This window comes from Streptomyces sp. NPDC028928 (genome assembly GCF_055564915.1).
This window is the reverse complement of record NZ_JBVHVI010000007.1, coordinates 287,449-313,390: the sequence shown is the minus strand read 5'-3', so window position 1 is coordinate 313,390 and position 25,942 is coordinate 287,449. Positions and strand designations below refer to the sequence as shown.

The 25,942-nt window shown below is 73.7% G+C and carries 22 protein-coding genes and 1 pseudogene; 8 read left to right on the top strand and 15 right to left on the bottom strand.

Features of this window, described 5'->3' with window-relative positions:
* Window positions 1–24: 24 nt before the first annotated feature.
* From ACZ4U1_RS19295 to lnt, 4 genes are all read right to left on the bottom strand, one after another.
* The gene (locus tag ACZ4U1_RS19295) at window positions 25–1,944 is read right to left on the bottom strand and encodes a helix-turn-helix domain-containing protein (RefSeq protein ID WP_467904609.1); all 1,920 of its coding nucleotides are present in this window, start codon (window positions 1,942–1,944) and stop codon (window positions 25–27) included.
* A gap of 163 nt (window positions 1,945–2,107) precedes the next feature.
* Window positions 2,108–2,929, bottom strand: a complete 822-nt coding sequence (locus ACZ4U1_RS19290; RefSeq protein ID WP_467904607.1) for a 3-hydroxybutyrate dehydrogenase — start codon at window positions 2,927–2,929, stop codon at window positions 2,108–2,110.
* A gap of 54 nt (window positions 2,930–2,983) precedes the next feature.
* The gene (locus ACZ4U1_RS19285) at window positions 2,984–3,463 is read right to left on the bottom strand and encodes an NUDIX hydrolase (protein WP_467904606.1); all 480 of its coding nucleotides are present in this window, start codon (window positions 3,461–3,463) and stop codon (window positions 2,984–2,986) included.
* A 56-nt stretch (window positions 3,464–3,519) separates the two neighbouring features.
* Window positions 3,520–5,130 (bottom strand): apolipoprotein N-acyltransferase, encoded by a 1,611-nt coding sequence (gene lnt / locus ACZ4U1_RS19280; protein WP_467904605.1) that lies wholly within the window; start codon window positions 5,128–5,130, stop codon window positions 3,520–3,522.
* 391 nt (window positions 5,131–5,521) lie between these two features.
* Between lnt and ACZ4U1_RS19275 the strand changes: the two genes are divergently transcribed.
* Window positions 5,522–6,487: an O-antigen ligase family protein gene (locus ACZ4U1_RS19275; protein ID WP_467904603.1), complete on the top strand. Its 966-nt coding sequence runs from the start codon at window positions 5,522–5,524 to the stop codon at window positions 6,485–6,487.
* A gap of 29 nt (window positions 6,488–6,516) precedes the next feature.
* Here ACZ4U1_RS19275 and ACZ4U1_RS19270 read toward each other — a convergent pair whose 3' ends face one another.
* Together ACZ4U1_RS19270 and ACZ4U1_RS19265 are read right to left on the bottom strand one after the other, a co-directional pair.
* A complete protein-coding gene (locus ACZ4U1_RS19270) occupies window positions 6,517–7,062 on the bottom strand; it encodes a hypothetical protein (protein ID WP_467904602.1) in 546 nt (181 codons plus the stop codon).
* A gap of 114 nt (window positions 7,063–7,176) precedes the next feature.
* On the bottom strand, window positions 7,177–7,971 hold the full coding sequence (locus ACZ4U1_RS19265; RefSeq protein WP_467904600.1) for a glutamate racemase: 795 nt from the start codon (window positions 7,969–7,971) through the stop codon (window positions 7,177–7,179).
* A gap of 39 nt (window positions 7,972–8,010) precedes the next feature.
* On the opposite strand from ACZ4U1_RS19265, the gene ACZ4U1_RS19260 reads away from it, so the two are divergent.
* Window positions 8,011–9,204 carry a glycosyltransferase gene (locus ACZ4U1_RS19260; protein ID WP_467904599.1) on the top strand — a complete coding sequence of 398 codons (1,194 nt, stop codon included), beginning with the start codon at window positions 8,011–8,013 and terminating at the stop codon, window positions 9,202–9,204.
* A 7-nt stretch (window positions 9,205–9,211) separates the two neighbouring features.
* Here the strand turns inward: ACZ4U1_RS19260 and ACZ4U1_RS19255 are convergent, their stop codons facing one another.
* Window positions 9,212–10,516, bottom strand: coding sequence for a TerD family protein (locus tag ACZ4U1_RS19255; protein ID WP_467904598.1), 1,305 nt, complete (start codon window positions 10,514–10,516; stop codon window positions 9,212–9,214).
* Window positions 10,517–10,840: 324 nt separating this feature from the next.
* Between ACZ4U1_RS19255 and ACZ4U1_RS19250 the strand changes: the two genes are divergently transcribed.
* The 4 genes from ACZ4U1_RS19250 to ACZ4U1_RS19235 all read left to right on the top strand — a co-directional run bounded on the left by ACZ4U1_RS19250 (window position 10,841) and on the right by ACZ4U1_RS19235 (window position 15,625).
* Window positions 10,841–11,284, top strand: a complete 444-nt coding sequence (locus tag ACZ4U1_RS19250; protein ID WP_467904596.1) for a DUF6643 family protein — start codon at window positions 10,841–10,843, stop codon at window positions 11,282–11,284.
* A gap of 43 nt (window positions 11,285–11,327) precedes the next feature.
* On the top strand, window positions 11,328–12,179 hold the full coding sequence (locus tag ACZ4U1_RS19245) for an MOSC domain-containing protein (protein WP_467904595.1): 852 nt from the start codon (window positions 11,328–11,330) through the stop codon (window positions 12,177–12,179).
* Between the two features lie 176 nt (window positions 12,180–12,355).
* Window positions 12,356–12,961 carry an Rv1733c family protein gene (locus ACZ4U1_RS19240; RefSeq protein ID WP_467904593.1) on the top strand — a complete coding sequence of 202 codons (606 nt, stop codon included), beginning with the start codon at window positions 12,356–12,358 and terminating at the stop codon, window positions 12,959–12,961.
* A 228-nt stretch (window positions 12,962–13,189) separates the two neighbouring features.
* Window positions 13,190–15,625, top strand: a complete 2,436-nt coding sequence (locus tag ACZ4U1_RS19235) for a right-handed parallel beta-helix repeat-containing protein (protein WP_467904592.1) — start codon at window positions 13,190–13,192, stop codon at window positions 15,623–15,625.
* 8 nt (window positions 15,626–15,633) lie between these two features.
* Here the strand turns inward: ACZ4U1_RS19235 and ACZ4U1_RS19230 are convergent, their stop codons facing one another.
* The gene (locus ACZ4U1_RS19230; RefSeq protein WP_467904590.1) at window positions 15,634–18,030 is read right to left on the bottom strand and encodes a hypothetical protein; all 2,397 of its coding nucleotides are present in this window, start codon (window positions 18,028–18,030) and stop codon (window positions 15,634–15,636) included.
* Window positions 18,031–18,291: 261 nt separating this feature from the next.
* Between ACZ4U1_RS19230 and ACZ4U1_RS19225 the strand changes: the two genes are divergently transcribed.
* The gene (locus ACZ4U1_RS19225; protein WP_467904588.1) at window positions 18,292–19,125 is read left to right on the top strand and encodes a DeoR/GlpR family DNA-binding transcription regulator; all 834 of its coding nucleotides are present in this window, start codon (window positions 18,292–18,294) and stop codon (window positions 19,123–19,125) included.
* Between the two features lie 69 nt (window positions 19,126–19,194).
* Window positions 19,195–19,666: pseudogene (locus ACZ4U1_RS19220) on the top strand (SRPBCC family protein).
* On the opposite strand, the gene ACZ4U1_RS19215 reads toward ACZ4U1_RS19220, so the two are convergent.
* From ACZ4U1_RS19215 to ACZ4U1_RS19185, 7 genes are all read right to left on the bottom strand, one after another.
* Window positions 19,667–20,458 (bottom strand): enoyl-CoA hydratase/isomerase family protein, encoded by a 792-nt coding sequence (locus tag ACZ4U1_RS19215; RefSeq protein WP_467904587.1) that lies wholly within the window; start codon window positions 20,456–20,458, stop codon window positions 19,667–19,669.
* A gap of 64 nt (window positions 20,459–20,522) precedes the next feature.
* Entirely contained in the window at window positions 20,523–21,785 is a 1,263-nt protein-coding gene (locus tag ACZ4U1_RS19210; protein WP_467904586.1) for a cytochrome P450, read from the bottom strand.
* Between the two features lie 104 nt (window positions 21,786–21,889).
* Window positions 21,890–23,194 (bottom strand): cytochrome P450 family protein, encoded by a 1,305-nt coding sequence (locus ACZ4U1_RS19205; RefSeq protein WP_467904585.1) that lies wholly within the window; start codon window positions 23,192–23,194, stop codon window positions 21,890–21,892.
* A 178-nt stretch (window positions 23,195–23,372) separates the two neighbouring features.
* Window positions 23,373–23,975: a GTP-binding protein gene (locus ACZ4U1_RS19200; protein WP_467904584.1), complete on the bottom strand. Its 603-nt coding sequence runs from the start codon at window positions 23,973–23,975 to the stop codon at window positions 23,373–23,375.
* Window positions 23,950–24,324, bottom strand: coding sequence for a DUF742 domain-containing protein (locus ACZ4U1_RS19195; RefSeq protein ID WP_189977549.1), 375 nt, complete (start codon window positions 24,322–24,324; stop codon window positions 23,950–23,952). Before ACZ4U1_RS19195 ends, ACZ4U1_RS19200 begins: the two co-directional genes overlap by 26 nt.
* On the bottom strand, window positions 24,321–24,722 hold the full coding sequence (locus ACZ4U1_RS19190; RefSeq protein ID WP_467904583.1) for a roadblock/LC7 domain-containing protein: 402 nt from the start codon (window positions 24,720–24,722) through the stop codon (window positions 24,321–24,323). The genes ACZ4U1_RS19195 and ACZ4U1_RS19190 overlap by 4 nt, the downstream gene beginning before the upstream one ends.
* Complete coding sequence (locus tag ACZ4U1_RS19185) at window positions 24,719–25,915, bottom strand: ATP-binding protein (protein ID WP_467904582.1); 1,197 nt, start codon at window positions 25,913–25,915, stop codon at window positions 24,719–24,721. Before ACZ4U1_RS19185 ends, ACZ4U1_RS19190 begins: the two co-directional genes overlap by 4 nt.
* Window positions 25,916–25,942 lie beyond the last annotated feature (27 nt).

Genomic DNA, 25,942 nt, shown 5'->3' with positions numbered 1-25,942 from the left:
TGACCGGCTTCCGCACGGGGCCGGTCAGCGCCGTCCCGGTGCGGCCAGCCGGTGCAGCCGCAGGGCCAGTTGGATCTCCAGGGCCCGGGCGGGGGTCTGCCAGTCCGCGCCGAGCAGGCGGCCCACGCGTTCCAGCCGCTGCGCCACCGTGTTCACGTGGACGTGCAGCGCGTCCTTGGTGCGCGCCGGGCTCATCCCGCCCTCGAAGTACGCGTCCAGGGTGCGCACCAGTTCCGTGCCGCGCCGCTCGTCGTACGACACCACCGGGCCGATGGTCCGCTCGACGAAGCCGGCGATGTCCCGTTCGCCCGCGAGGAGCAGGCCGAGGAAGCCGAAGTCCTCGGCCGCCGCACCGTCCCCGGCCCGGCCCAGCAGGTGGAGCGCGTCCAGGCAGCGGCGGCCCTCGGCGTAGGCGGCGGCCACCGTCTCGGGGTGCACGGCGAGGTCGGTGACGGGTGCCGAGGCACCGACCGTGACCGGCTGGTGGACGGCCGTGCCCAGATGGCGGGCGGTGCGGCGGGCCACCTCCGTGGCGGTGTCCCGGGCGGCGAGCGGCAGCAGCAGGACGGTGCCGCCGTCCCGGGCGGCGGCCAGGCCGTGCCGGGTGGCCGCGAGGTGGGACGCGGCGGACCACAACCGGCGGCGGGCCGCGGCCTCCTCGTCGGCGTCGGCCGCCGGGCCGTCGAGGCGGGCGGCGAGGACGACATGGGTGGCGTCCAGGTCCGCCTGGAGGCGGCCGGCGCGTTCGCGCAGCAGGCGGGGGTCGCGGTCGCGGGCGTCGAGCAGGTCGTCCAGCAGCTCGCCGCGGACGCGCTGTTCGGCCTCGGCGGCGGAGCGGCGGGCGAGCAGCAGCAGGGAGGTGACCATCGCCGCGCGCTCCAGGGTGCGCTGGTCGACGGGGTCGAGGCCAGGATGACCGCGCAGGACCAGCGCGCCGAGGAGTTCCCCGCCGGCGGCCACCGCGGCGATCCAGTCGCTGCCGTGCCGTACGGCGTGTCCCTCGGCCCGGGACGCCTCCAGTGCCTCGGCCGGCGCCGCGGCGGCCTCGGTGAATCCGACGGTTCCGTCGAGGACCTGGGAGACGGCGGCGGCGACGTCGTGCACCCCGCCGCCGCGCAGGACGAGCTCGGCGAGCCGGTCGTGGACCTCGGACGCGCGCTCGATGACGGCGCTGCGGTCCCGGATGATCTCGTTGGCGCGCTCCAGGCCGGCCAGCGCGGCCCGGGTCTCGGTGAGCAGGTTGGCGGTGTCGATGGCCGCCGCGGCGAGCGCGGCGAAGGAGCCGAGCAGGGCGATCTGTTCGCGTTCGAAGACCCGCGCACGCCGGTCCGCCGCGAAGAGGACACCGATGACGTGCGGGCCGAGCATCAGGGGGACGCCGAGGATGGCGACCAGGCCCTCGTCGCGGACACCGGCGTCGATGGCGCGGGTGTGCTGGAAACGGCCGTCCTGGAAGTAGTCGTCGGTGACGTACGGCCGTGCGGTCTGGGCGACGAGCCCGCCGAGCCCCTCTCCCATGCCGAGGCGCAGCTGCTGGAAGCGGGCGGAGACGGAGCCCTCCGTGACCCGCATGTAGGTGTCGCCGCGGACCGGGTCGTTGAGGCTGAGGTAGGCGACGTCGGTGCCGAGCAGGGAGCGGGCGCGCTGCACGATCGCCTGCAGGACGGCATCCAGGTCGCGCAGCCCGGCGAGGTCGTGTGCGGTCTCGAAGAGCGCCGACAGCTCCGCCTCGCGCCGTCTGCGGCCCTCCAGCTCCGCGCGGACGCGCAGGGCGCGCAGTCTGGCCTCTTCCAGCGCGGCGATCCGGTCGGCGGGCTCGCCCGCGGCTCGGGCGAGCAGGACGGGCTGCTCGTAGGCCTCCACGGAGGCGTCGCGGGCCAGCAGGTCGAGGTACGGGGCCTCGGCGCTGCCGCTCGGTGCCGACTGCAGGTGATCGCGGGACATGGTCACAGGATTCCGTATCGGCCACCCGCCCCGGCAGGCCTGTGGATAACTCCCGGAGCCGGAGCGGGAACCGGAGCCGGAGCGGGAACCGGCGGAGCGGGGGCCGGAGCCGGAGCGGGAACCGGAGCCTGAGCGGGGACCGGTGCCGGCCTCGCCGGACCGGTCAGTGGGCCGTCCACCCGCCGTCCAGGACGAGGGAGGTACCGGTGACGAAGGACGCCTGCGGGCTGCACAGGTAGGCCACGGCCTCGGCGACCTCCTCGGGTTCGATGAGCCGCCGCAGGGCGCTGTCCTTCAGCAGGATCTCGGCCAGCACACGTTCCTCGGGGATGCCGTGTGCCTGCGCCTGGTCGGCGATCTGCTTCTCGACCAGTGGTGTGCGCACATAGGCCGGGTTCACACAGTTCGAGGTCACACCGTGGGCGGCGCCTTCGAGCGCGGTCGTCTTGGACAGGCCTTCGAGGCCATGTTTGGCGGCCACATAGGCGGACTTGAAGGCCGAGGCGCGCAGACCATGGACGGAGGACACATTCACGATCCGGCCCCAGCCTTGCGCGTACATGTGCGGGAGGGCGCCGCGGATGAGGCGGAAGGGTGCCTCCAGCATCACGGTGAGCACCGTGTGGAACACCTCGGGCGGGAACTCCTCGATGGGCCGCACGAGTTGCAGCCCGGCGTTGTTGACCAGCACATCGGTGCCGGCGGCGGCGCGTTCGGCGGCGTCCAGGTCGGTGAGGTCCACGACCAGCGGTACGACGGGGCCCGCGAGGCCGCCGGCCCGCTCCGCCTGCTGGGCCAGCTCGGCCAGGCCGGCCGCGTCCCGGTCGACGGCGCGCACCTCGGCCCCGGCGGCGGCCAGCCGCAGCGCGCAGGCGCGGCCGATGCCACTCGCGGCACCGGTGACGAGCGCGGTGCGGCCGTCGAGGTCGAGGGCGAGGCCCTGGGATCGGGGTTCGGGACCGGGCAGGGGGGTGGGCGAGGTCATGCGCCGACCCTAAGCGGCACCCGATGGTCCCCACATATGGTGACGACCCATACTTCAGCCGGCAGTCATAGGGTCAAACCATGTGGGTGCCTCCGACATGGCTTGCTTGATCCGGAAGAGCCCGAACTCGTGCAGCTCGGGCAGCGCGTCCACCTCGAACCAGCCGACGTCCAGCGACTCGTCGTCGTTGACCCGGGCCTCGCCGCCCACGGCCCGGCAGCGGATGGTGATGTCCATGTACTGGCAGGTGTCACCGTTGGGATAGGTCACCGGCTCCAGGGCCTGGACCAGGACGACCCGCTCGGCGACACAGTGCACCGCCGTCTCCTCGAAGACCTCCCGCACGGCACAGGCCGCGGGCTGCTCGCCCGGCTCCGGGATGCCGCCGATCACCGACCACTTGCGCGTGTCCGTCCGTCTGCCGAGCAGGACCCTGCCCTCGTCGTCGAAGACGATCGCGGTGACCCCGGGGAGCCACAGCAGCTGCCGGCCGGCGGAGGCCCTGAGCGTGCGGATGAATTCGGGAGTAGCCATGCGCCGACCCTAACGGGCCGAAGCACCGCGTCCCGCCGGGTCAAGGGGTCGTACGGCTACGCGTCACCGGCGCGCCGGGCACGCAGTCCGGAGCCGACCGCCCAGCCGATCCCGCCGACGGCGGCCAGCACCAGGGCGATCTCCGGGAGGATGCCCAGCTCGGTGGCGGGTGTGGTGGACGTGCGCAGCGGCACCTTCTGGACGAGATAGGCGGGCACGAACATGCCGGTCTTCCGGGTGATCCGCCCGTCCGGCATGATGACCGCGCTGACGCCGCTGGTCACCGGCACGGTCACGGTGCGGCTGTGCTCGACGGCGCGGATGCGGGACATGGCGAGCTGCTGGTAGGTCATCTCGCTGCGGTCGAAGGTGGCGTTGTTGCTCGGCACGGAGATCATCTCCGCCCCGTGCGTCACGGTGTCCCGCACGGCCCAGTCGAAGGCGGCCTCGTAGCAGGTGGCCAGGCCGACCTTGGTGCCGTCGATGTCGAACACGCCCGGCCTGGTGCCCCGGCTGAAGTCCTGGTGGGCCATGTCGGTCCACTGCTTGTTGATCGCTCCGACGAGCGAGCGCAGCGGAAGGAACTCTCCGAAGGGCTGGATCTGCCGCTTGTCGTAGGTCTGCGTCGGTCCCTTGACCGGGTCCCACAGGATCTGCTCGTTGAGCAGCTTGCCGTCCTTCTCCACGACTCCGCCGACGGAGACCGGCACGCCGATGTCCTTGGCCGCCTGCTCGATGACGGCGGCGGCGTCCGGGTACTCGAACGGGTCGATGTCGGAGGAGTTCTCCGGCCACAGGACGTAGTCGGGCTTGGCGGCCTTGCCCGCCCTGACGTCGGCGGCGAGTTTGTGCGTCTCGCGCGCGTGGTAGTCGAGCACGGCCCGCCGCTGGGCGTTGAACGCCAGCCCGGAGCGCGGCACGTTGCCCTGGATGACCGCCACGGTGGCGGTGCCGTACTCCGCCTGATCGCTCACCAGCGCGCGGGCCGCGACCGCGCCCGCCACCGGTACGGCGACGCTCAGCAGCGCGGCGGCCCCGGCGGCCCGCCGCACGGTCCGGGTCCGGCGCCGCTCCGCGACCAGCCGCCCGGCCTCGTACAGGCCGAATCCGCACAGGACGACCGCGAAGCCGAGCACCGGGGTGCCGCCGACCGCGGCGAGCGGCAGGAAGACGCCGTCCGCCTGACCGAACGCGATCTTGCCCCAGGGGAAGCCGCCGAAGGGCACGCGCGCGCGGAGCGCTTCGCCCGCGATCCACACCGCCGCGGCCCACACCGGCCACGCGGGCAGCCGGGAGACGGCGGCGACGCCCACGCCGACCAGCGCGACGAACACCGCCTCGATGACGACCAGCGCCAGCCAGGGTCCGGGACCGACCTCCACGCCGGTCCACACCAGCAGCGGCAGCAGGAAGCCCAGCCCGAAGAGGTAGCCGAGGCCGAGGGCGGCCTTCCAGCTCCGGTCGCGCAGCACCCAGGCAAAGCCGGCGAAGGCGGGCAGGGCCAGCCACCACAGGGCGCGCGGCGGGAAGCTGACGTAGAGCAGCACTCCGCACAGCGCGGAGGCGGCGGCCGGGACCAGGCGCAGCAGCCGGCCGCCGCGCGCGCCGGAGGCGGGGCGCGGCTGGAGCTGGTCCGGCTGGTCCACGGAAGTTGCGGTGACGGTCACCCGGGTGAGTGTACGGCGGTCGGCCTTACCCCCGACAGCACGGTCCGGCGCCGGAACAGCGGCGGTTGTCGCTGGTGGGCGCCCGTTCCCGGGCACCGCCGGCCGGATGCGCTGCCCCGGACCGGTAACGGTGCCCCCGGGTGGAAAGGCCGCCGGTATGTGCCGGAATCGCGGCGTTCCTCCGCGCCTCGTGCCCAAACCGCTCATGAGCCGTTACGGTGTGCCCAGCTTCGGCGGCGTGGCCGGACCCGGCACGCGGCCGTGGCCTGCCACAGGTCGGGGGACCGGGTACGAGGGGCGACGGGTGGGGTCGACGGGGACGGGATCCGCGACCGGTGCGTACGGTGCGGACGCCTACAACACGCGAAGAAACGTTTCCGACGGGACGGGCATGATCCTGTTGGGGGCCTGCGCCGGGTGGTCGCTGATCACCGCGGCGGCCCACGGCGGACGGCCCGAGGGCATGCTGCTCGCGGTGCTCGCCGTGGCCGGCGGGTATGCCGCGGGCCGGGTCTCCGGCGCGCTGCTGCCGGTGGCGGCGCCCTGCGCCGGCGCGGCGGCAGGGCTCGGCCTGGCCGTGGCGCTGCCCGGCCTCTCCCCCGGTCCCTGGTACGCCGCCCCGCTCGGGCACGCCGGAGCGACGGCCGCGCTGCTGGCGCTGGCCACCGGGGCCGCGTGCTGTGCGGCCTGGGCGACGGCCGTACCGGCCCTCCGGCTCGGGCTGCGCGCGCTGGCCTGCGCCGTCGTGGCGGCCGCGGCCGCGCTGGGGTCCTCGGCCGGGTGCGCGGCCGGCCTGGCCGTCCTGCTGTGCTCGCTCGCCGCGGGAGCGGCGCGCCGCCGGGCCGCATGGCTGGCGGCGCCGGTCGTGGCGGCGGCGCTGCCGGCGGCGGCGATCTGGGCGACCGCCGCCGACGTACTGCCCGACGGCCTCACCGGGGCGCTCGAAGGCCGGTTCACCGCACACCGGGTGCGGCTGTGGCGGGACGCCCTGGGACTGGCGGGCCGGCACAGCGGCCTGGGGATCGGCCCCGGCCGCTTCGGCGAGCCGCGCCCCGCGGCAGCGCCGGCCCTGCCGGCCGAGGGCACACCGCACTCCGCCCCGCTCCAGCAGGCGGCGGAGCAGGGTCTGGTCGGGGTGCTGCTGCTGGTCGCCGTGTTCTGCTGGGTCCTGTACGCCCTGTGGCGCAGCCCCCGCTCCACACCGATCGCCATCACCGCGGGCACCACCCTGACCGCGCTGGCCGCCCTCGCCTGTGTGAGCAACGCCCTGAGCTTCACGACGGTGACGGCGGGCGCGGCCCTCCTGGCCGGCTGGGCCACGGCCCGGCCGTGGGCGGGCGTCGCCGCGGAACCGTGACAGGGGGGCGGCGGTCCGAGGGCGGCCGTTCAGCCGGCTGTGCCGGGGCGGATCGTGCGCAGGCGGTCCCTGATGGCCCGTACCGCCGACTCCGCGTCGTCCACGGTGATGGTGAACGTGTGGCCGTCCCACAGGCGCAGCACGATGCCCTCGCCACGGCGTACGACGACCGCGGTGCCCTTCTCGGGGCGCCAGCGGTAGCCCCAGCCGCCCCAGTGGCGCGGGGTGACGAGGGCGGTGAAGTCGGCGCCGGCCACGTGGGAGAGCGGGATGCGGCGGCGCGGCAGCCCCATGTGTCCGCAGCGCACCTCGACGCACTCCTTGTCGAGCTTGAGGTCGACGTGCACGAAGGCGAGCGTGCCGAAGAGAACCAGCAGACCGGCCGCGATGCAGCCCACGACGGACATCGCCAGGGGGGCGATACCGGAGGTCCAGGCCGAGTCGACGGCCAGCTCGATCCCGAGGGCCAGGCAGGCGGCGCCGGCCAGCGCCAGCAGCCACTGGACCCGGTTGGTGGCGCGTCCCGTCCAGACGTCCGGGTGCGGATTGTCGTCGGCGTCGGGGTGGTGCCTCATGTTTATGAGGTTACTCAGGTTTCGCTGCGCGGGTAGCCGCTCGCGCAGGGTGACTCCTCCGGGCGGCCCAGACGTGGGCCCGGGCCGCGCCGGACGGTCACCGTGCGGTCGGTGTCAGCTTCGGTCGGCGAGCGGGCCGGGAGCCGGCAGCAGCCGCCCCTCGGCGTAGTGCAGCGCGGGCGCGGGCAGCGGGCCCGGCCGGCCACTCAGCAGGACCGTGAGCGTGCCCTCGGCGGGGGCCTCGGGGGCGGGCAGCTCGCCGAGCCGGCGCAGGGCCTGGGCGGCCACCGCTCCGGCGGATCCGTGCAGCACCAGCGGGGCGGCGCCGGGACGCTGGACGGCGGCACGGATACGTTCCGCCACCAGCTCGTAATGGGTGCAGCCCAGGACCACGGTCGTGACATCGTCGGGTGTCAGTTCGGCCGCCGCGGCGACGGCCGCGTCGATGGCCGCCTCGTCCGCGTGCTCGACGGCCTCGGCGAGCCCCCAGCACGGCACCTCGGTCACCCGCACACCACCGGCGAAGTCCTCGATCAGGCGGCGCTGGTAGGCGCTGCCCGTCGTGGCGGGGGTCGCCCAGATGGCGACGGGTCCGCCGCCGGCCGCGGCCGGCTTGATCGCCGGGACGGTGCCGATGACCGGGATACCGGGCTCCAGGCGGGCGCGCAGCGCGGGCAGGGAGTTCACCGTGGCGGTGTTGCAGCCGATGATCAACGCGTCGGGCCGGTGGGCCGCGGCGGCCTCGGCGACGTCCAGCGCACGCCGGGTGACGTCCTCGGGGGTACGCGGCCCCCAGGGCATGCCGTCCGGGTCCAGGGAGAGCACGAGATCCGCGTCGGGCCGCAGGCGCCGTACCGCGGCGGTGGCCGCCAGCAGGCCGATTCCGGAGTCCATGAGCGCGATCTTCACCCGGCCACGATAGACGATGCGGCCTCGCGGCCCGGTCGGGTGGGGCAGACTGCGGCCGTGAGCGCCTTCCTGTGGATCACCGTCGTATCACTGGTCTCCTGGTGCTGGCTGCTGCTCGGCCAGGGCTTTTTCTGGCGCACGGACGTCCGGCTGCCACGGCGCCGGGAGCCGGAGGAGTGGCCGTCGGTCTGTGTGGTCGTACCGGCCCGTGACGAGGCGGCCGTGCTGCCCGGGAGTCTGCCCTCGCTGCTGGCGCAGGACTATCCGGGGCGGGCGGAGGTCTTCCTGGTGGACGACGGGAGCACGGACGGCACCGGGGAGCTGGCCCGGGAACTGTCCCGGCGGTACGGCGGGCTGCCGCTCACGGTGGGGTCGCCGGGTGAGCCGCCGGCGGGCTGGACGGGCAAGCTGTGGGCGGTGCGGTACGGCATCGGGCTGGCACGCGCGCGTGCTCCCGAGTACCTGCTGCTGACGGACGCGGACATCGCGCACGGGCCGGACAGTCTGCGGGAGCTGGTGGCGGCGGCCCGCACCGGGGGCTTCGACGTGGTGTCGCAGATGGCGCGGCTGCGGGTGGCGAGCCTGTGGGAGCGGCTCGTGGTCCCGGCGTTCGTGTACTTTTTCGCGCAGCTGTATCCCTTCCGGTGGATCGGCCGGCAGGGTTCGCGCACGGCCGCGGCGGCGGGCGGCTGCGTCCTGCTGCGCGCGGAGACGGCCGAGAAGGCGCGCATCCCGGAGGCGATCCGGCACGCCGTCATCGACGATGTGGCGCTCGCGCGCGCGGTGAAGGGTTCGGGCGGTCGTGTCTGGCTGGGGCTTGCCGACCGGGTGGACAGCGTCCGCCCCTATCCGCGGCTGGCCGACCTGTGGCGGATGGTCTCGCGCAGCGCGTACGCCCAGCTGCGGCACAACCCGCTGCTGCTGCTCGGTACGGTCGCCGGGCTGGCGCTGGTGTACCTGGTGCCGCCGGCCGCCGTGGCGGTGGGCGCGGCAGGGGGCGGCGCGGCGGCCGCGCTCGCCGGGGCGGCGGCGTGGGCGGTGATGGCGGGAACGTACGTGCCGATGCTGCGCTACTACCGGCAGCCGCTGTGGCTCGCTCCGCTCCTGCCGTTCACCGCGTTGCTGTACCTGCTGATGACGGTCGACTCCGCCGTGCAGCACTACCGGGGGCGCGGGGCCGCCTGGAAGGGCCGCACCTACGCCCGCCCGGACGCGGTGCCCGAGGAGGGCTGAGCCCGGCTCACTTGCGGCCGGGCGTCCAGTTCATGCCCCAGCCGTAGGCGCGGTCCATGGTCCGCTGGGGGCTCGATCCGCGCTCCGGCACCAGGTACCGCGCCTCGCGCTGGACGAGGAGGTCGCCGCCGGTGTTGGTGATCAGTGCGAGCGCGCACACCGGGGAGGCGACGGTGCACTCGTCCAGCGAGAAGTCGATGGGGGCGCCGTACTGCGGCTGGAGCGTGACGGTGGCGTGCAGGTCGGCGAAGGAGCGGGCGCCCTCGTAGATGGTCACGAAGACGAGGATGCGCCGGAAGTCCTGTGCGTGGTCGAGGTTGATGGTGAGGTTCTCGCCGGTCGCCACGGCTCCGGTGCGGTCGTCGCCGTCGAGGTGGATGTACGGCGGCCGGTGCAGCGAGCCGAAGGCGTTGCCGAGTGCCTGTACGACTCCCTTGCGGCCGTCGGTGAGTTCGTACAGCGCGCACAGGTCGAGGTCGACGTCGCCACCGCCGCCCCAGCGGCCCCAGCCCGTGGACTGTGTGCGCATCTGCCAGTTGAGGTTCACCCGCATCGCGCCGGAGGTGCCGCCCTGCTTGGCCAGCGAGACCGAGGGGGCCGCCTTGGTGAGGGTGACCTTGGACAGCCGGACCGGCTGGGCGGCGGGGGCGGGCGGGGCCGCGGGCGGCGGTGGCGGGACGGCAGCCGGAGGGGAGGGCGGAGGCGGGACGGCAGCCGACGGGGGCGCCGGGGCCGTGGCGGGGCGGGGCGGCGGGGCGGCCTGGGCGGCGGCGCTGGGCGGTGCGGGGCGCTGCGGTTCGTCCACGGTGATGCCGAAGTCCGTCGCCAGGCCTTCGAGTCCGCTGCTGTATCCCTGGCCGACGGCGCGGAACTTCCAGCCGCCCTGACGGCGGTACAACTCGCCGAGTACGAAGGCCGTCTCCACGGTCGCGCCGGTGTTGTCGAAGCGGGCGACCACCTGCCCCGAGGCCGCGTCGGTCACCTCGATGTAGAGGTCCGGGACCTGGCCGAAGGTTCCGCCGTCCGCGGAGGCGGCCAGGACGATCCGTTCGACGGCGCCCTCCACGCGCGTGAGGTCGGCCAGCAGGGTGTCGGTGACGCGTCCGCCGGCCGTCCGCTTGCCCTCGTGGCGCACCGCGCCGGAGGCGTGGGCGGGCTGGTTGTAGAAGACGAAGTCCCCGTCGGAGCGGACCTTTCCGGCGGCGAGCAGCAGCGCCGAGGCGTCGGCGTCCGGTACCCCGGGGCCGGAGCGCCAGCCCAGTTCGACGCGCAGCGCCGTGGTCGGCACCGGCGTGTTCGATCCTTTCGGCATTGACATGTCCGCCCCCATCGCGTGTCGGCTTCCGGGTTTCCACTTCCGGGTTTCGTCCTGCGGTCCGCGTCGTCCCGGCCCGTGTGATCCCTACCCGTACAACCTATTCCCGGGGACAGCGCACGCCCATGAACGGCACAGGAAGATCGCCGGTCAACCGCCGGTAACCCGAGAGGAACTCGGCTTTTACACGATCCAAACGTCGATCCGCGTCCCTTTTTGCCAAGTTCGCTCGGATTGGGGATCCCCAGCACCTGCCGACACGGAAAACAACCCTCTTATCGGTCTCCCCAACCAGCACATCGTGGGCTTAACTTATGTGCCATGACCTCCCCCCGCTCCACCTATGGCGGCGGCTACTACTCCGCCTCCTTCCCGGACACCCCGATCTACGACTCGCTCGTGGCCGAGCGGGGCACCCCGCAGATCGCCCCGATCCGGGTCCCCGCCGCCTACGACACGGGCAGCAGCCTGCCCGCCCTGCCGTCGGCCCTCCCCGCCCTGCCGGCGGCCCCTGCCCAGCAGACCCCCGCCCCGGCCTACGGCTACCCGCAGACACCCCAGCCCGCCCCGCTGCAGCAGGCGCCCACGGCGTACATCCCGCAGCAGGCGAGCGCTCCGCGCGGCTACCCCGGTCCGCAGGCCCCGCAGCCGCAGCGGCCGATGGCCCCGGGCAACGGGTACGAGGCCATGCGCCCGGCCGCCCCGCGCCCCGCGCCGGCTCCCTACCAGGACCCGTACAACAACCAGCAGTACCGCGGCTACTGACGGCGGACCCGTGCTGTCGGTGCCGCCTGGCACGATGGACGGCATGGGAAACGCTGAAGTGGAGTCGATCCATGTCCATCCGGTCAAGGCGTTCCGGGGCGTGTCGCCCCGGGAGGCCGTCGTGGAGCCCTGGGGCCTGGCCGGGGACCGACGCTGGACGCTGATCGACGACGGGGGAAAGGTCGTCACTCAGCGCGAGGAGCCGCGCCTCGCACTGGCCGCCGCCGAGCCTCTGGCCGGCGGCGGCGTTCGTCTGTCCGCGCCCGGTCTGGCGCCGCTGACGGTCGCGGTGCCCGAGCCGGCGCAGACCGTGCCGCTGAACGTGTTCGGCACCAAGGTGGAGGGGGTCCCGGCCGACGCGGCCGCACACGCCTGGTGCAGCTCCTATCTGGGGGCCGAGGTCCGCCTGGTCCACATGGACGACCCGGCCACCCGCCGCCCGGTCGACCCCGCCTACGCACTGCCCGGCGAGACGGTGAGCTTCGCCGACGGCTACCCCCTGCTGGTGACCACGCTGGGCTCGCTGGACGCCCTGAACTCCCTGATCGCCGAGGGCCCGCACGCCCCTGAGGGGCCGCTGCCCATGAACCGGTTCCGGCCCAACGTCGTCGTCGCCGGCACCGAACCCTGGGCCGAGGACCGCTGGACGCGGATCTCCGTCGGTGAGGTGGTCTTCCGGGCCGCGAAGCCCAGCGGCCGGTGTGTCGTGACCACCACCGACCAGACCACGGCCGTCCGCGGCAAGGAACCGCTGCACACCCTGGCCCGCCACCGCCGGATGGACGGAAGGCTGCTGTTCGGTCAGAACCTCGTGCCGCTCTCCCCCGGCACGATCAGGGTCGGCGACCCGGTACGCGTACTGGAGTGGGAACCGGCGCGCGAAGCAGTCGCGTGATGATCCGGCGGACCGGGAACCGGGGGACGCGTCCCGCTCGTTGAAGGAGCGTGAGAAATTCGTGAGAGGCCGCGTGCTTCGGGTACCGCGGCGGACGTGACGTCGCTCTCTCCCGGTCCGGTCCGGGGGCGAGCACCGGCGCCGGGGGATATGACGGACCGGAAGGGGGTGGGGACATGCGAGCTCTCAGCGGGCTGTGGCGCTGGCGGCACAATCCATTGTGCCGTGCGACGGATCTGGCCGAGGCCTGGGTGGCCCTCGTGGCCCTGCTGCTGATCGCCGTGGCCGCGCCCGCGACCGGCTGTCTGGTCGGCGCCGCCGCGCAGGACTCGCTCCAGCGGTCGGTGCGGCAGCAGCAGCACGCCCGCCACCTGGTCACCGCCACCGTGGTGCGGGACCTGGGCGGGGCCGTGCCGGAGACCGACCCGGACACCAGCTCCGCGCGCGAGGCCCGCAGCCGCGTCCTCGCGGACTGGACCGCGCCGGACGGCACCCGGCAGCACGGCCCGGTCCTCGCCGACCTCAAGACCCCGCACCGGGGGGACCACTTCAGGCTCTGGACCGACCCGCACGGACGAATAACGACCCGTCCGCTGGACTCCGCCACGGCGACGACGCACGCCGTGCTCGCCGGGTTCGGCGCCGCCCTGCTGACGGCGGGCCTGGTCGAGACCGGCCGGCGCATCACCGTCTGGCGCCTGGTCCGCAGGCGGTACGCGCGCTGGGACCAGGCCTGGGAGCGGGCGGGCCCGGACTGGGGCAAGGCGGGCACCGGCAGCTGACGGCCTTCCGGCTCTGGTCAACTCGGCGTGCACGCACACGCTACGGTGGACCGGCCGAAGCGCTTTCGGCGACAACCCGCGGGTGCGTGAACCCCGGGGCGCGCGGGTGACCGGGGCGCGGACGCGCTCACACCGCCGGGACCGGGCACGGTCACGGCCGGGCACCGGCGGCCGCGCCCCGACGGACAGCGAGCCATCAGTACGACGAGGTGGGGGCACAGCAACGCCATGGCACAGGGCACGGTCCAGGTGACGCACACCGGTACGTCGCGGTGGCGGCGCCGCACGGGTGAGTACGCTTCGCTCGCCGCCGCCCTGGAGGCCGCCGCCGACGGCGACGTCCTCACCATCGCCCCCGGCACCTACCGGGAGAACCTCGTCGTCCAGCGGGCGGTGACGCTCCGTGGGCCCGAGGGTTCCCCCGGTTCGGTACGGATCGCGCCCGTGGACGGGGTGCCGCTGACCGTGCGGGCCTCGGCCGTCGTGCAGGACGTGCACGTGGAGGGCCAGGACGCGGCGGCGCCGGCGCTGCTGGTCGAGGAGGGCACGCCCGAGCTGATGGACGTGCGGATCGTCACCCGGTCCGCCGTCGGCATCGAAGTGCGCGGCGGCGCCCGCCCCACCGTGCGCCGGTGCACCGTCGACAACCCGGCCGGCATCGGCATCGCCGTACTCGACGGCGGCAGCGGGGTGTTCGAGGACTGCGAGGTCGTCGCCGCCGGGCAGGCGGGCGTGGCGGTCCGCGGCGGGGCCCATCCGCGGCTGGAGCGCTGCCGGGTGCACCACGCCTCCGGCACCGGAGTGACGGTCACCGGTGAGAACTCCTCGCTGGAGGCGGTGGGCTGCGAGATCTACGAGGTGCGCGGCTCGGGGGTACAGGTCACCCAGCGGGCCACCGCGCAGCTGACCGACTGCGATGTGCACCGCACCACCGCCGACGGCATCACCCTGGACACCGACGCGGTGCTCACGCTCGCCGACTGCCGCCTCCACGACATCCCGGAGAACGCGGTCGACCTGCGCTCCCGCTCGGTGCTCACACTGACCCGGACGACGGTCCGTCAGTTCGGGCGCAACGGCCTGTCGGTGTGGGACCCGGGGACCCGGGTGGACGCCCACCAGTGCGAGATCTTCGACAGCACCGGCGACTATCCCGCGGTGTGGGTGAGCGACGGGGCCACCGCCGTGCTCGACTCCTGCCGGGTGCACGACGTGCCGGACGCGCTGTTCGTGCTGGACCGCGGCTCGCGCGCGGACGTCGTGGACAGCGATCTGTCGCAGGTGCGCAACACGGCCGTGTCGGTGAGCGACGGGGCGACCGCGCAGCTGGACGACTGCCGGATCAAAGAGGCGGCCACCGGTGCCTGGTTCCGCGACCACGGCAGCGGCGGCACACTCGACAACTGCACCCTGGACGGCACCCAGACCGGTGTGATCGTCACCAAGGGCGCCGACCCGACCATCGAGCGCTGCACGGTCGACTCCCCCTCCGAGGCGGGTTTCTACGTCTCCGCGGGCGGCCGGGGCAGCTTCCTGAACTGCCGGGTCACCGGCAGCGGCGGCTACGGCTTCCATGTGATCGACGGCTGCCGTACGACGCTGCGCAGGTGCCGCACGGAGCGGTGTGCGCGCGGTGGGTACGAGTTCGCCGAGGGCGGCCCGGACGCGGGGACCGGGACCGGGCCGGTCGTGGAGGACTGCACCAGCGACGAGAGCGGCGGGCCGCGGGCGCCCGCGGCCCGGGAGGCGGCCGTGCAGACGGCTTCGCAGACCGCCGGGCTGCTGGGCTCCTTCCCCGGGCAGCGGGCGGCGGAGCAGCAGCCGGTCGCCGCGGTCGAGCCGGAGCAGGCGCAGCGCACCCCGAAGGACGTGCTGGGGGAACTCGACGCCCTGGTGGGCCTGGAGAGCGTCAAGCGCGAGGTGCGGGCGCTGACCGACATGATCGAGGTGGGCCGGCGCCGGCAGCGGGCGGGGCTGAAGGCGGCCTCCGTCAAACGGCATCTGGTCTTCACCGGATCCCCCGGCACCGGCAAGACGACGGTCGCCCGGCTCTACGGCGAGATCCTCGCCTCGCTGGACGTGCTGGAGAAGGGCCACCTGGTGGAGGTGTCCCGGGTCGACCTGGTCGGCGAGCACATCGGTTCCACGGCGATCCGCACCCAGGAGGCCTTCGAACGGGCGCGCGGCGGTGTGCTGTTCATCGACGAGGCCTACGCGCTGTCCCCGGAGGACGCCGGGCGGGACTTCGGCAAGGAGGCCATCGACACGCTGGTGAAGCTGATGGAGGACCACCGGGACGCGGTGGTGGTGATCGTCGCCGGGTACACCGCGGAGATGGAACGCTTCCTGTCCGTCAACCCCGGTGTGGCCTCCCGCTTCTCCCGCACCATCACCTTCGGCGACTACGGTCCCGAGGAACTGCTGCGGATCGTGGAGCAGCAGGCCGACGAGCACGAGTACCGGCTGGCGCCGGGGGCGTCCGAGGCGCTGCTGAAGTACTTCACCGAGATCCCGAAGGGCCCTGCGTTCGGCAACGGCCGTACCGCCCGGCAGACGTTCGAGGCGATGGTGGAGCGTCACGCGAGCCGCGTCGCCCAGCTGCCCGACCCGACCACCGAGGAACTGACCCTGCTGTACGCGGAGGACCTGCCGGAGCTGCCCTGAACACCGGCTCAGCCGCCGGGGCCCGGCTCCGGGCGCTGGACCGGTACCTCCGGGCGCAGCCGGGTCAGGAGGCGGGTGCGTTCGCGGGTGAAGGCGGGGTCCGACTGGTAGCCGGAGTGGCCGAGGATCGGGGCCGGAAGCGGGTAGTCCAGGGTGCGGCCGTAGGCGAGGGGGTCCCGCAGGGGCTCGTGGTCCACGTGGGGGGTGGTGTCGTCGGGGACGCGGACGGGGCCGCCGATGGGGTCGGTGCGCCGGTAGAGGTTGCGCCAGCAGGCGATGTCGTCGTGGAGGGCGGCGAGCGCGGGCGGGCCGAGGTGGGCCGGGAACCAGCGGCCGTAGAGGCGTTCCAGCGGGGAGCCGTAGGTGAGCAGGGCGACCCGTCCGCGGACGGACGGCGGCAGCTGCCAGGCCGCGGCGGCGGCGAGGACGCTGCCCTGGGAGTGGCCGGACAGGACCAGCCGGCCCTCGGTGCGCCGGGTCCAGGTGGCCATGCGCCAGGTGAGGTCCGGCACCGCGCGCTCGGCGTAGCAGGGCGGGGCGAAGGGGTGGGCGGCGCGGGGCCAGAAGGTGCCGACGTCCCACAGGATGCCGATGGTGCGCCGGGCGGAGGCGTCCTTGTAGGCGCGTCTGCCCCAGGTCACGAACAGCAGGAAGCCGAGTCCGACCAGCCAGGAGCCCACCGCCTGTGAGGTTTCGGCCACGGCCTGGACGAGGTGGTGGGCGCGGTGGGCCGCTCCGCCGGGCGTCTTCCGGGTGGCCAGGGCCCCGGCCAGCGCGGCGCTGCCCAGCACGAGTGTGGTGGCGGTGAGCACGGCGACGACGAGGGGCGCCCGGTCGGTGAGGCCGGCCATGGCCCGGGCGTGGGCGATGGCGCGGGTGCGGGACGGGTCCTCCGGTTCGCCGGGGTGCTCGTGGCGGACCCGGTCGCGTTCGGCGTGGGCGAGCCGGGCGGTGCGCAGCGCGAGCCCGGCGGCCAGCAGGAGCAGGACCGCGAGGAGCGACGGGATGGCGGAGGCCTGCCAGGTCAGCAGGACGGGCGGCCCGGAGAGCAGGGCGCGGGTGCCGTCCAGCCAGTCGGCGACCCGCTGTGCGACCCCGCCGGAGATCACTCCGCCCAGCGCGCAGGCGAGCAGCGCGACGGCGGGTCCGCCGAGGCCGCGCATCGCGGCGCGCGGGTCGGGGCGGCGCCGGTACAGGTACCGGGCCACGACGGCGAGGGCGACGACGAGCATGCCCTGGGCCAGCATGAGGGCGCCGAAGGCCGGGTCGCCGGGCAGCCGGCCCGTGGACCGCCAGCCGGGCCGGGACCAGCCGGCGTAGACCAGGCCGAGGAGCAGCAGGGCGAGCGCGGCCAGTTTCAGACCGCGTACGAGGTGCCGGTCGAGCCGCTGGTCGAGCCGGTTCTCGCTGCGGCCCCGGCGGCAGACCACGCCCACCACCGCCGTCCCGCAGGCGAGCAGGGCCGCGGTCAGCAGCCAGCCGAGCAGGTCCAGGATCCGGGGGCCGCCGGGCCGGTGGTCGAAGCGGGCCGCCGGGGTGGTGACGGCGGCGGCCACGGTGAGCAGGCCGGCCGCGGTGTGGGCCGCGCGCAGCCGGGCGACCAGGCGGCGGCCGTACCAGAAGCCGGGCCGGGCCAGCGCGCTGCCGTGGGCGTCGGGTCCGGGGCCGCCGGTGTCCGGCTCGGGCTCGGGGGACAGCGGCAGGTGGGACTCGTAGGCGCGCCAGGTGCGGTGCGAGAGGTACCAGAGGAGGCCGGTCAGCGCGGTCGGCAGGACCGCGGCGAGGGCGAGGCGGCGACCGGGGGCGCTCCACCAGCCGCCGGCGGCGGGCGACAGGAAGTCCAGCCAGGAGTGGCGGCGGACGCAGGCCTGGACGCCCGCGCACTGCCAGGCGACCAGGTCGAGGGCCACCTCGCAGGCGGCTGCCACCAGCAGCACGGTCAGGGTGAGGGCGGCCAGGCGCACCAGGAGGCCGTAGAGCCGGACGGTGCGCGGCCGGGCGGGTGCGGCCGGGCGCATCCAGTGGGCGAGGTTGACCACCATGAACGGCAGTAATAACAGCCACAGGGCGCGGCTGCCGTCGCCGGAGGTGAGGTTGCACCAGACGTAGGCCTCCCGGACCGGTCCGCCGCGCGGGCGCCGGCCGTCCGGGGCGGCCCCGGTGTCCTCGGCGCGCCGGAAGACGGCGGCGGTGTCGTCGCCGGTGACCCGGACCGTGCGCGGGTCGCCGAGCATCTTCTCCGGTGTGGTGCCGCCGACCCCGTGCACCAGCAGTTCCAGCTCGTTCTCCGGCTCCGCGGGCCGGTCCGGGTACGGCCCCGGCCCGGCCGTGCGGTCCCCGTACTCCCCCGGCCCGGTGGTGCGGTCCGTGTGCTGCCCGGCGGGGCGGTCCTGTGCACGTTCCACTGTTCTCGCACTTCCCCCGTGACGCGCTGACGTCTGTGTCGTGCGCGGTTCAGGATCTCCTGTCCGGCGGTCGCGTGCACCTCCCGTCACGGAATCTCCCCGAACCGTGTCATGGCGGACGGTCCGGCAGGTGGTGGCGCAACCGGGGCGGAGCCATGAAAGGATGGGACGCCCGCGCACGGCAGGATCGATGGAACGTCCTGGTCGGAGCCGGTGCGCCGGGCGTGTCGGACGGTTGGCGGCGAAAGGACCGGAGCGTACGTGAGTGAGAATCAGAACCTCCTCGCGGAGCAGCGCCGCGCCCTGATCCTGGACGAGGTCCGGCGCCGGGGCGGGGTGCGGGTCAACGAGCTGACCCGCAAGCTCGGTGTCTCGGACATGACCGTGCGCCGTGACCTGGACGCGCTCGCCCGCCAGGGGGTGCTGGAGAAGGTGCACGGCGGTGCGGTGCCGGTGGTCGAGGCGAGCACGCACGAGCCGGGGTTCGAGGCGAAGTCGGGTCTGGAGCTGACCGCCAAGGAGGACATCGCGCGCGCCGCGGCCCGCCTGGTCGCCCCGGGGGCGGCGATCGCCCTGTCCGGGGGGACGACGACGTACGCGCTCGCCCAGCACCTGCTGGAGGTGCCCGATCTGACCGTGGTGACGAACTCGGTGCGGGTCGCGGACGTCTTCCACGCGGCGCAGCGCACCTCGGGACAGCGGCAGGGCGCGGCCACCGTGGTGCTGACGGGCGGGGTGCGCACCCCGTCGGACTCGCTGGTGGGGCCGGTGGCCGACCAGGCGATCGCCGCGCTCCACTTCGATCTGCTCTTCCTCGGTGTGCACGGCATATCGGTGGAGGCCGGTCTGTCCACGCCGAACCTCGCGGAGGCCGAGACCAATCGGCGGCTGGTGCACTCCGCGCGCCGGGTGGTGGTGGTCGCCGACCACACCAAGTGGGGCGTGGTGGGCCTGAGTTCGTTCGCCGCGCTGGAACAGGTGGACACGCTGGTGACCGATGCGGGGCTGCCGGCCGAGGCGCGCGCGGAGATCTCCGAGCACCTGCGGGTGGTGGTGGCGGGCGAGCCGGAGGACGAGGACGGCACAGACAGCTGAGGCCCCGTCAGCTATCGTGACGGGGCCCGGTCAATCGCCCTGCGCAACCGTCACGAGGGGATGTCGTCCATGGCTCGTCGTCTGCGTCCGGTGGAGATCGACTTCGTCGGGGCCGCGCCCGTGCGTCTGGTCTTCGCGCGGAACATCGCCGCGCCCCCCGAGCAGGTCTTCCGCGCGCTCGCCGACGACGTGCCCGGCTGGACGCGGTGGTTCTCCGCGGTGACCTCGGCCCGGGCCACCGACGGCGGCGCCGGGCGGGAGATACGGCTGCGGGGCGGAACGCGGTTCACGGAGACGGTGCTCGTGGCGAAGGCGCCCGAGGTGTACGCCTACCGCGTCGACACCACCAACGCGCCCGGCGCCCGTGCCCTCGTCGAGGAGTGGCGCCTGGCTCCTCATGGCACGGGCACCCGGGTGCGGTGGACCTTCGCCGCCGACGGGACGGCGCCGTTCCGGTTCGTCCTCATGCTGGCCCGGACGACTCGAGCGCGCCTTCCGCGACGCGGTGACGTCCTTGGACCGGCGCCTGTCCGGACGGTGATCAGCCGTCGCCGCGGGCGTGCTGCGCCTCGGTGACGACCGCCGCCATCAGTTCCGCGTCCAGTGCGGAGACATCGGCCAGGCGGGAGGCGGCGGACAGCGAGTTCAGCAGGGTCTTGGTGACGCGCAGGGCCGCCGGGGGGCGGCGGACGACGGGCCTGGCCCAGTCGGCGACGGCCGCGTCCAGCTCGTGAGCGGGGACGACCCTCTGCAGGATGGACAGGGACCGGGCCTCCTCCGCGGTGAAGGCCCGGCCGGTGAGGACCAGTTCGCGCACCCGGGCGGCGCCGACCTCGTTGATGAGCCGGGGCAGCAGGCCACCCCACGCGGTGGGCAGCCCGAGGGCCAGTTCCGGCAGCCGGAAGGTCGCGTCCTCGGAGCCCACCCGCAGGTCGCAGGCGAGCGCCAGGGCCATGCCCGCCCCGATGACCTTGCCGTGGACGCGGGCGATGGTGACGGCCGGGTTCCCGGTCAGGGCGTCACACACGCGCCGCGCCTTCGTCCCCGACAGGCGGATGCCGCTGCCCGTGGGGTCGGCGGCGAGGTGCCGGGTGAACTCGCCGCGGTCCCCGCCGAGACAGAAGTCGTCGCCGCCCCCGGCCAGCACCAGCACCCGGACCGCCGGGTCCTGGTCCTGGAGGACGGCCAGGAGGTCGTCCAGCAGGGCGTCCGTGACCGTGTTGCCGTGCTCGGGGGTGTTCAGCTCGATGGTCAGGACGGGGCCCTCCCGGTGGGTCCGCAGGGTCTGCTGTCGGGGGGCGGCCGGGAGAGCCGTGAGGGGAAGCGCGGTCATGTCGTCACTTTCAGGGGGGTGGTGTCGTCACATGCGGGGGGCACACGCTCACGTGGTCACGTGGTCACGTGGTCACGTGCAGGGAGGTGACGCGCCGGAAGACCATCCGGTTCGCGTAGGTCGGGGCCGCGGTCGGCCGCAGCGTGGGGAAGCGTTCGAGCAGCTGGGTGAGCAGCAGTCGGGCCTCCAGGCGGGCCAGGGCCGCGCCGAGACAGTAGTGGGCGCCGCCGCCGAAGGTGAGGTGGCCGCCCTTGCGGCGGATGTCGAAGACGTGCGGGTTCTCGTTGCGGCGCGGGTCGTGGTTGGCGGCGCCGTAGAGGACGTGGACGATGGTGTCCTTGGCGATGGGCACGCCCGCGAGCACGGTGTCGTCGGCGGCGAAGCGGGAGTTGAGGTGGATGGGCGGGTCGTAGCGCAGCACCTCGTCGATCGCGTCGTCGATGTGCTCGGGGTGCCGGCGCAGCCAGTCGGCCCGGGCGGGCTCCCGGGTCAGGAACCACACCGCGTTGGCGAGCAGCGTCGCGGTGGTCTCCAGGGAGGCGATGGTGATGAACATCGTCAGGTCGTACAGCGTCTGGTCGGCCGCCGCGCGGTCGTCGGGGTACTGGGCGTCCCAGTAGCGGATCCAGCCCGAGAGGACATCGTTGCCAGGGTGGGCGCGCCGGTGGGCGAGGAGGCCGGTGAAGAAGGAGCGCATCTCCAGGGTGGCCTGGGCGGAGACGGCCAGTTCGCTCTTGGTGGGGAGCAGTTCCTGGGCGTGCACCTGGCGGTGGGTGAAGTCCAGGATCCGCGGGTAGTGCTCGGCCGGGACGGCCAGCCACCAGCCGACGGTGCGGATCGGGAGCTGCTCGGCGACCGTGGTGACGAAGTCGGCCGCGCCGCGGGTGCGCAGCCGGAGGTCGAGGCGGTCCAGGAGCCCGGTGACGTGCCCGGCGATCTGTGGCTGCAGGGCCGCCAGTGTGCCGCGGTCGAAGAGGTTGCCCAGGGCGCGGCGCTGGGCGGTGTGCACGGGCGGGTTGAGGCGGGAGAGGGTCCGCGTCATCTCCCGGGTCGCCGGCTCCCGCCAGCGTGCCGTGTCGGGCTGGCGCTCCTGCCAGTCGAAGTCGGGTACGAGCCAGTTCCTGCCGCGCAGGATCTGGTTGCACGCCTCGAATCCGGTCACGAAGTACCCGCCCCAGGGAGCGGGTACCACCTCGCCCAGGGCGCGCAGCTCGTCCCAGACGGGCAGGGGGTTGGCCCGTCCCTCTTCGGACCGCAGGCGACGAAGGAGGGGGATGACGGCTCGGCGGTCGGTGGTGGTACCGCGTATGACGCCAACGGCGGTCACGCGAAGCTCCTTTGTCGCTGGGCGCTACCGTTACCGCCGGAACCTACCCTTCCTCTCTCCTTCGTCATGCGCCTGACAGTGTTGCTCCCGTCACACAGGGCACATCAGACCCGGAAGATGTCCAGAAAGCTGCTCCAGAAGCCCTTCTTCCTGGCCGGTTCCTGACGTACGGCGACGACCGGGGCCGTGGGCAGCGGCTGCTCCGCCGCGGCGGCGACGGTACGGCTCTGCAGCGCGGAGGCCATGCGGGTGGCCGGGGTCGGGCTGAAGGCCACCGGCAGGGAGACCAGGGCCCGGTGGAACGGGCCCGGCCGCCACTCCAGCTCCTTCTCGTGGACGGCCAGCGTCAGATCGGGCAGGGCGTTGAGGATCTTCTCGATCGCGGTGACGGCGATGACCTGCGCCGGGTCCTTCGCCGGGCACGCGTGCGGACCGGCTCCCCAGGCCAGGTGGGCGCCCTTGCTGTGCATCCGGCGGGCCTCGGCCAGCGCGGGATCGCTGTTGGCCGCGGCGAAGCTGATGACGACCGGGGTGCCCGCTTCCGCCACCACTCCCCCGAGGTCCACGTCCTGGACCGGGTAGTGGGTGGCGTAGTTGGCGATCGGCGTCTGGTTCCACAGCACGTGATCGATCGCCTCCTCGATCAGCATGCCCGAGTCGCGCCCGCTCGTGTCCGGCGACAGCAGCAGGAGCAGGGCGTTGCCGATGAGGTTGCGCTCGGGTTCCACCCCGGCGCCCATCAGCATGACCAGCTGGTCCTTGAGTTCCTCGTCGGTGAGGCCCGCGGGGTGCTGGATCAGCCAGGAGGTGACGTCGTCGCCGGGCCGGCGGCGCTTGAGGGCGATCAGCTCCATGAGGCAGGCGGTCAGCTCCTCGTTGGCGCGCAGGGCGTCCTTGCCGTCGAAGATCGCCGACATGGCGCTGGTCAGGGTGTCCCCGATGTCCGCGGGGCAGCCGAAGAGCTTGTTGAACAGCAGCAGCGGCAGCAGCTTGGCGTAGTCGTTGAGGAGGTCGGCCCGGCCCCGCTCGCTGAACTGGTCGATCAGGTAGTCGGCGAGGGGCTCGACGTCACGGCGGATCCGGGTGATGTTGAGCCGGGCCAGGCTGTCCGTGACGGCCTTGCGCAGCCGCAGGTGCACGGCGCCGTCGGTGAACAGGCAGTTCGGCCGGTACGCCATCATCGGCAGCACCGGGTGGTCCAGCCCGATCCGCCCTTCGTTCAGGGCCTTCCAGCGGCGGGCGTCACGGGCGAAGAGCGTGGAGTTCTGCAGCACGCGCAGGGCCGTCTCGTGGCCGACGACCAGGGTGGCGTCGACACCGGGTGCGAGTTCGACCGGCCCGGCCGGACCGTGGGCGCGCAGCCGGTCGTAGACCTGGTGGGGGTCGGCGGCGAACGCGGCGTCGTGCATGGGGCATCTGGCGCCGGCGGGGGCGGGAGCTGACTGGCGGTCCATGAGGTTCCTTCTGCTGGCTCCGGCCGAGGGTCCGGGGGGTGGCTCCGGGCCGGGGCCGTAGGGGGGTGGTTCCGGGCGGGGGTCCGGGCGGACGGTCCGGAAAAAGAGACGGGGGATGGCGGATGGTGGGATGTCAGGCGGCTCGGGTGAGCAGGTGGCGCACGAGCGCGATCAGCGCGTGGGCCGAGGACTGCCGGTCGCGGGCGTCGCAGTAGACGACCGGGGTGTCCGGCAGGAGGTCGAGGGCCTCGCGCACCTCCGCCTCCTCGTACACCGTGCCGTGCTCGAAGCTGTTGACCGCGATGGCGTACTCGAGGCCGTACCGCTCGACGAGGTCGATGACGGGGAAGGTCTCCTCCAGCCGGGCGGGGTCGACCAGGAGCAGCGCCCCCAGCGCGCCGCGCGCCATGTCCTCCCACAGCTGCATGAACCGCTGCTGGCCGGGGGTGCCGAACAGGTACAGCACGAGGTCGTCGCTGAGGGTGAGCCGGCCGAAGTCCAGGGCCACGGTGGTGGTGGTCTTGTCCGCCACCCCCCGGAGGTCGTCCACGTGGAGCGACGCCTGCGTCATCTTCTCCTCGGTGCGCAGCGGGGTGATCTCCGACAGCGAGCCGATGAAGGTCGTCTTGCCCACGGCGAAGTGCCCGACGACCAGGATCTTGGCAGCGTTGGTCACCGCGCTGGAGACGTATATGGATCCGGGGGCCGTCTCAGCCGATGAGGGATTGGAGTCCATTCAGAACCTTTTCCAGGGTCGCTCTGTCAACGTTCTGAGCCCGGGGCGGCTCGGCGCGGCGCAGCAGGTGGCCCTGCTCGGATAAATCGGTCAGCAGCAGCCGGGCCACCCCCACCGGCAGTCCCAGGTGGCCGGCCACCTCGGCGACCGACAGGTAGCCGCCCGCGCACAGCTTCCAGATCGCCATCACCTCGGGGCCGGCTCCCAGCGGGGGTGTCCGGTCGGGAGCCAGGGTGACCAGGGTGTGCAGCGCCAGGTCGTCCGCGGCCGGCAGGGTCCGGCCGCCGGTGATGACGTAGGAGCGGACGAAGTCGCTGGTGACGGAGGCTTCCTCGCCGGGCGTCGTCATGCGCCCACGCCGTTGTCCGAGCGCGGCGCCACGCTCATCGCCTTGCTCAGGGAGGACACCGTCTTCTGCATACGGAAGGACATGGCCTCCATGTCGACGTCCGGCGCGGCCGAGACGGCGAGGTAGGAGCCCTGACCGGCCGCGATCAGGAAGATCCAGCCGCCGTCGTACTCCAGCAGCGTCTGCTTCCAGATCCCGTGCCCCGCTCCCACGAACCCCGCGACGGCCCGGCTCAGCGACTGCATCGAGCTCATGGCGGCGGCGTTCGTCTCGGCGTCGTCCCGCCCGATGTCGTCCGAGCGCTGGAGCAGCAGGCCGTCGCCCGAGACGAGGATCGCGTGCCGGGCCCCGCGTACCTCGAGTACGTCGTTCAGCACCCAGGACAGGTCGATGTTCACTTGTTGTCAGGTCCTTCCGTGGTGTTCGTGGTCCGCCCCAGCTGTGTTCCGCGCGCGAACGCCCCGAGCCGTGACGCCGTCACCTCGCTGGCCGGCTCGGGCGTCCCCTCCTGGCCGTCGAGGGCGGGGACCACCGTGACGGGTCCGCCCCGCCGCCGGCGTTTGGGCAGACCTCCCGAGGTCGTTCCCACCACGTGCGAGGGACCCACGACCGGGACCGGCGCCAGTCGCTGGGGGGCCGCCTCCGGGCCCTCGGCGTCCTGGGCGTCGGCCACGGGGGCGGGCGCGTCGGCCGCGAGGAGACTTTCGGGTACACGAATCACTGCACGCACTCCGCCGTAGGGGGACACGGAACCGACGGAGACGGCGAAGCCGTAGCGGGCGGCGAGCATGCCGCACACGGCGAAGCCGAACCGCGGCGGATCGCCGAGACCGGTGATGTCGACGGGACCGTCGACCGACAGCAGGGCCGCCGCCCGGTCCTTGGTCTCCTGGTCCATGCCCAGTCCGGCGTCGTCCACGATGAAACACAGACCGCTCGGGACGGTCTGGATGTTGACCTCGACCGGGGTCCCGGGCGCGCTGTAGTTCGTCGCGTTGTCCAGCAGCTCGGCGAGGACGACGGCCACCGGCTCGACGGCCTTGCCGACGAGGGAGACGTTGACCTGCGAGTGGACGCTGACCCGGTCGAAGTCCTTGATCCGGCCCTGGGCGCTGCGCGCGACGTCGTAGACGGTGGCGGCGCGCTCGCGCCGGCCCAGCCAGCCGCCGCACAGTACGGAGATGCCCTTGGCCCGGCGGCTGAACTGGCTGCCGGTGTGGTCGACCGTCATCAGGTCGGCCAGGACGTCCGTGGTGTCGCCGTATTTCTTCAGCAGGCTGTCCAGGAGGACCTGCTGTTCCTCGGCGAGCGACTGGAGCGTGCCCATGGCGGACTTCAGCACCGCCTTGGTCGACGCCTCCGCGTCCGCCCGTACGTCCGCCAGGTCGCGCTGGTGCTGTGCGGTCAGCGCGGCGATGTGCGCGTGGAGCTGACCGACATCACCGCGGGCCTCCCCCAGCCCTGCCTCCAGCTCCTTCCTCGTTCTTCGGAGCGCCATGTTGGTTCTCCGGGCCCGCATCACTGCGACGACCGCAGCGACGAGCACCACAAGCAAGATCCACAGCAGTGGATCCCGGGTCAATGACGTCATGAGACTCTCTTCAAGTCGCATCGCGCC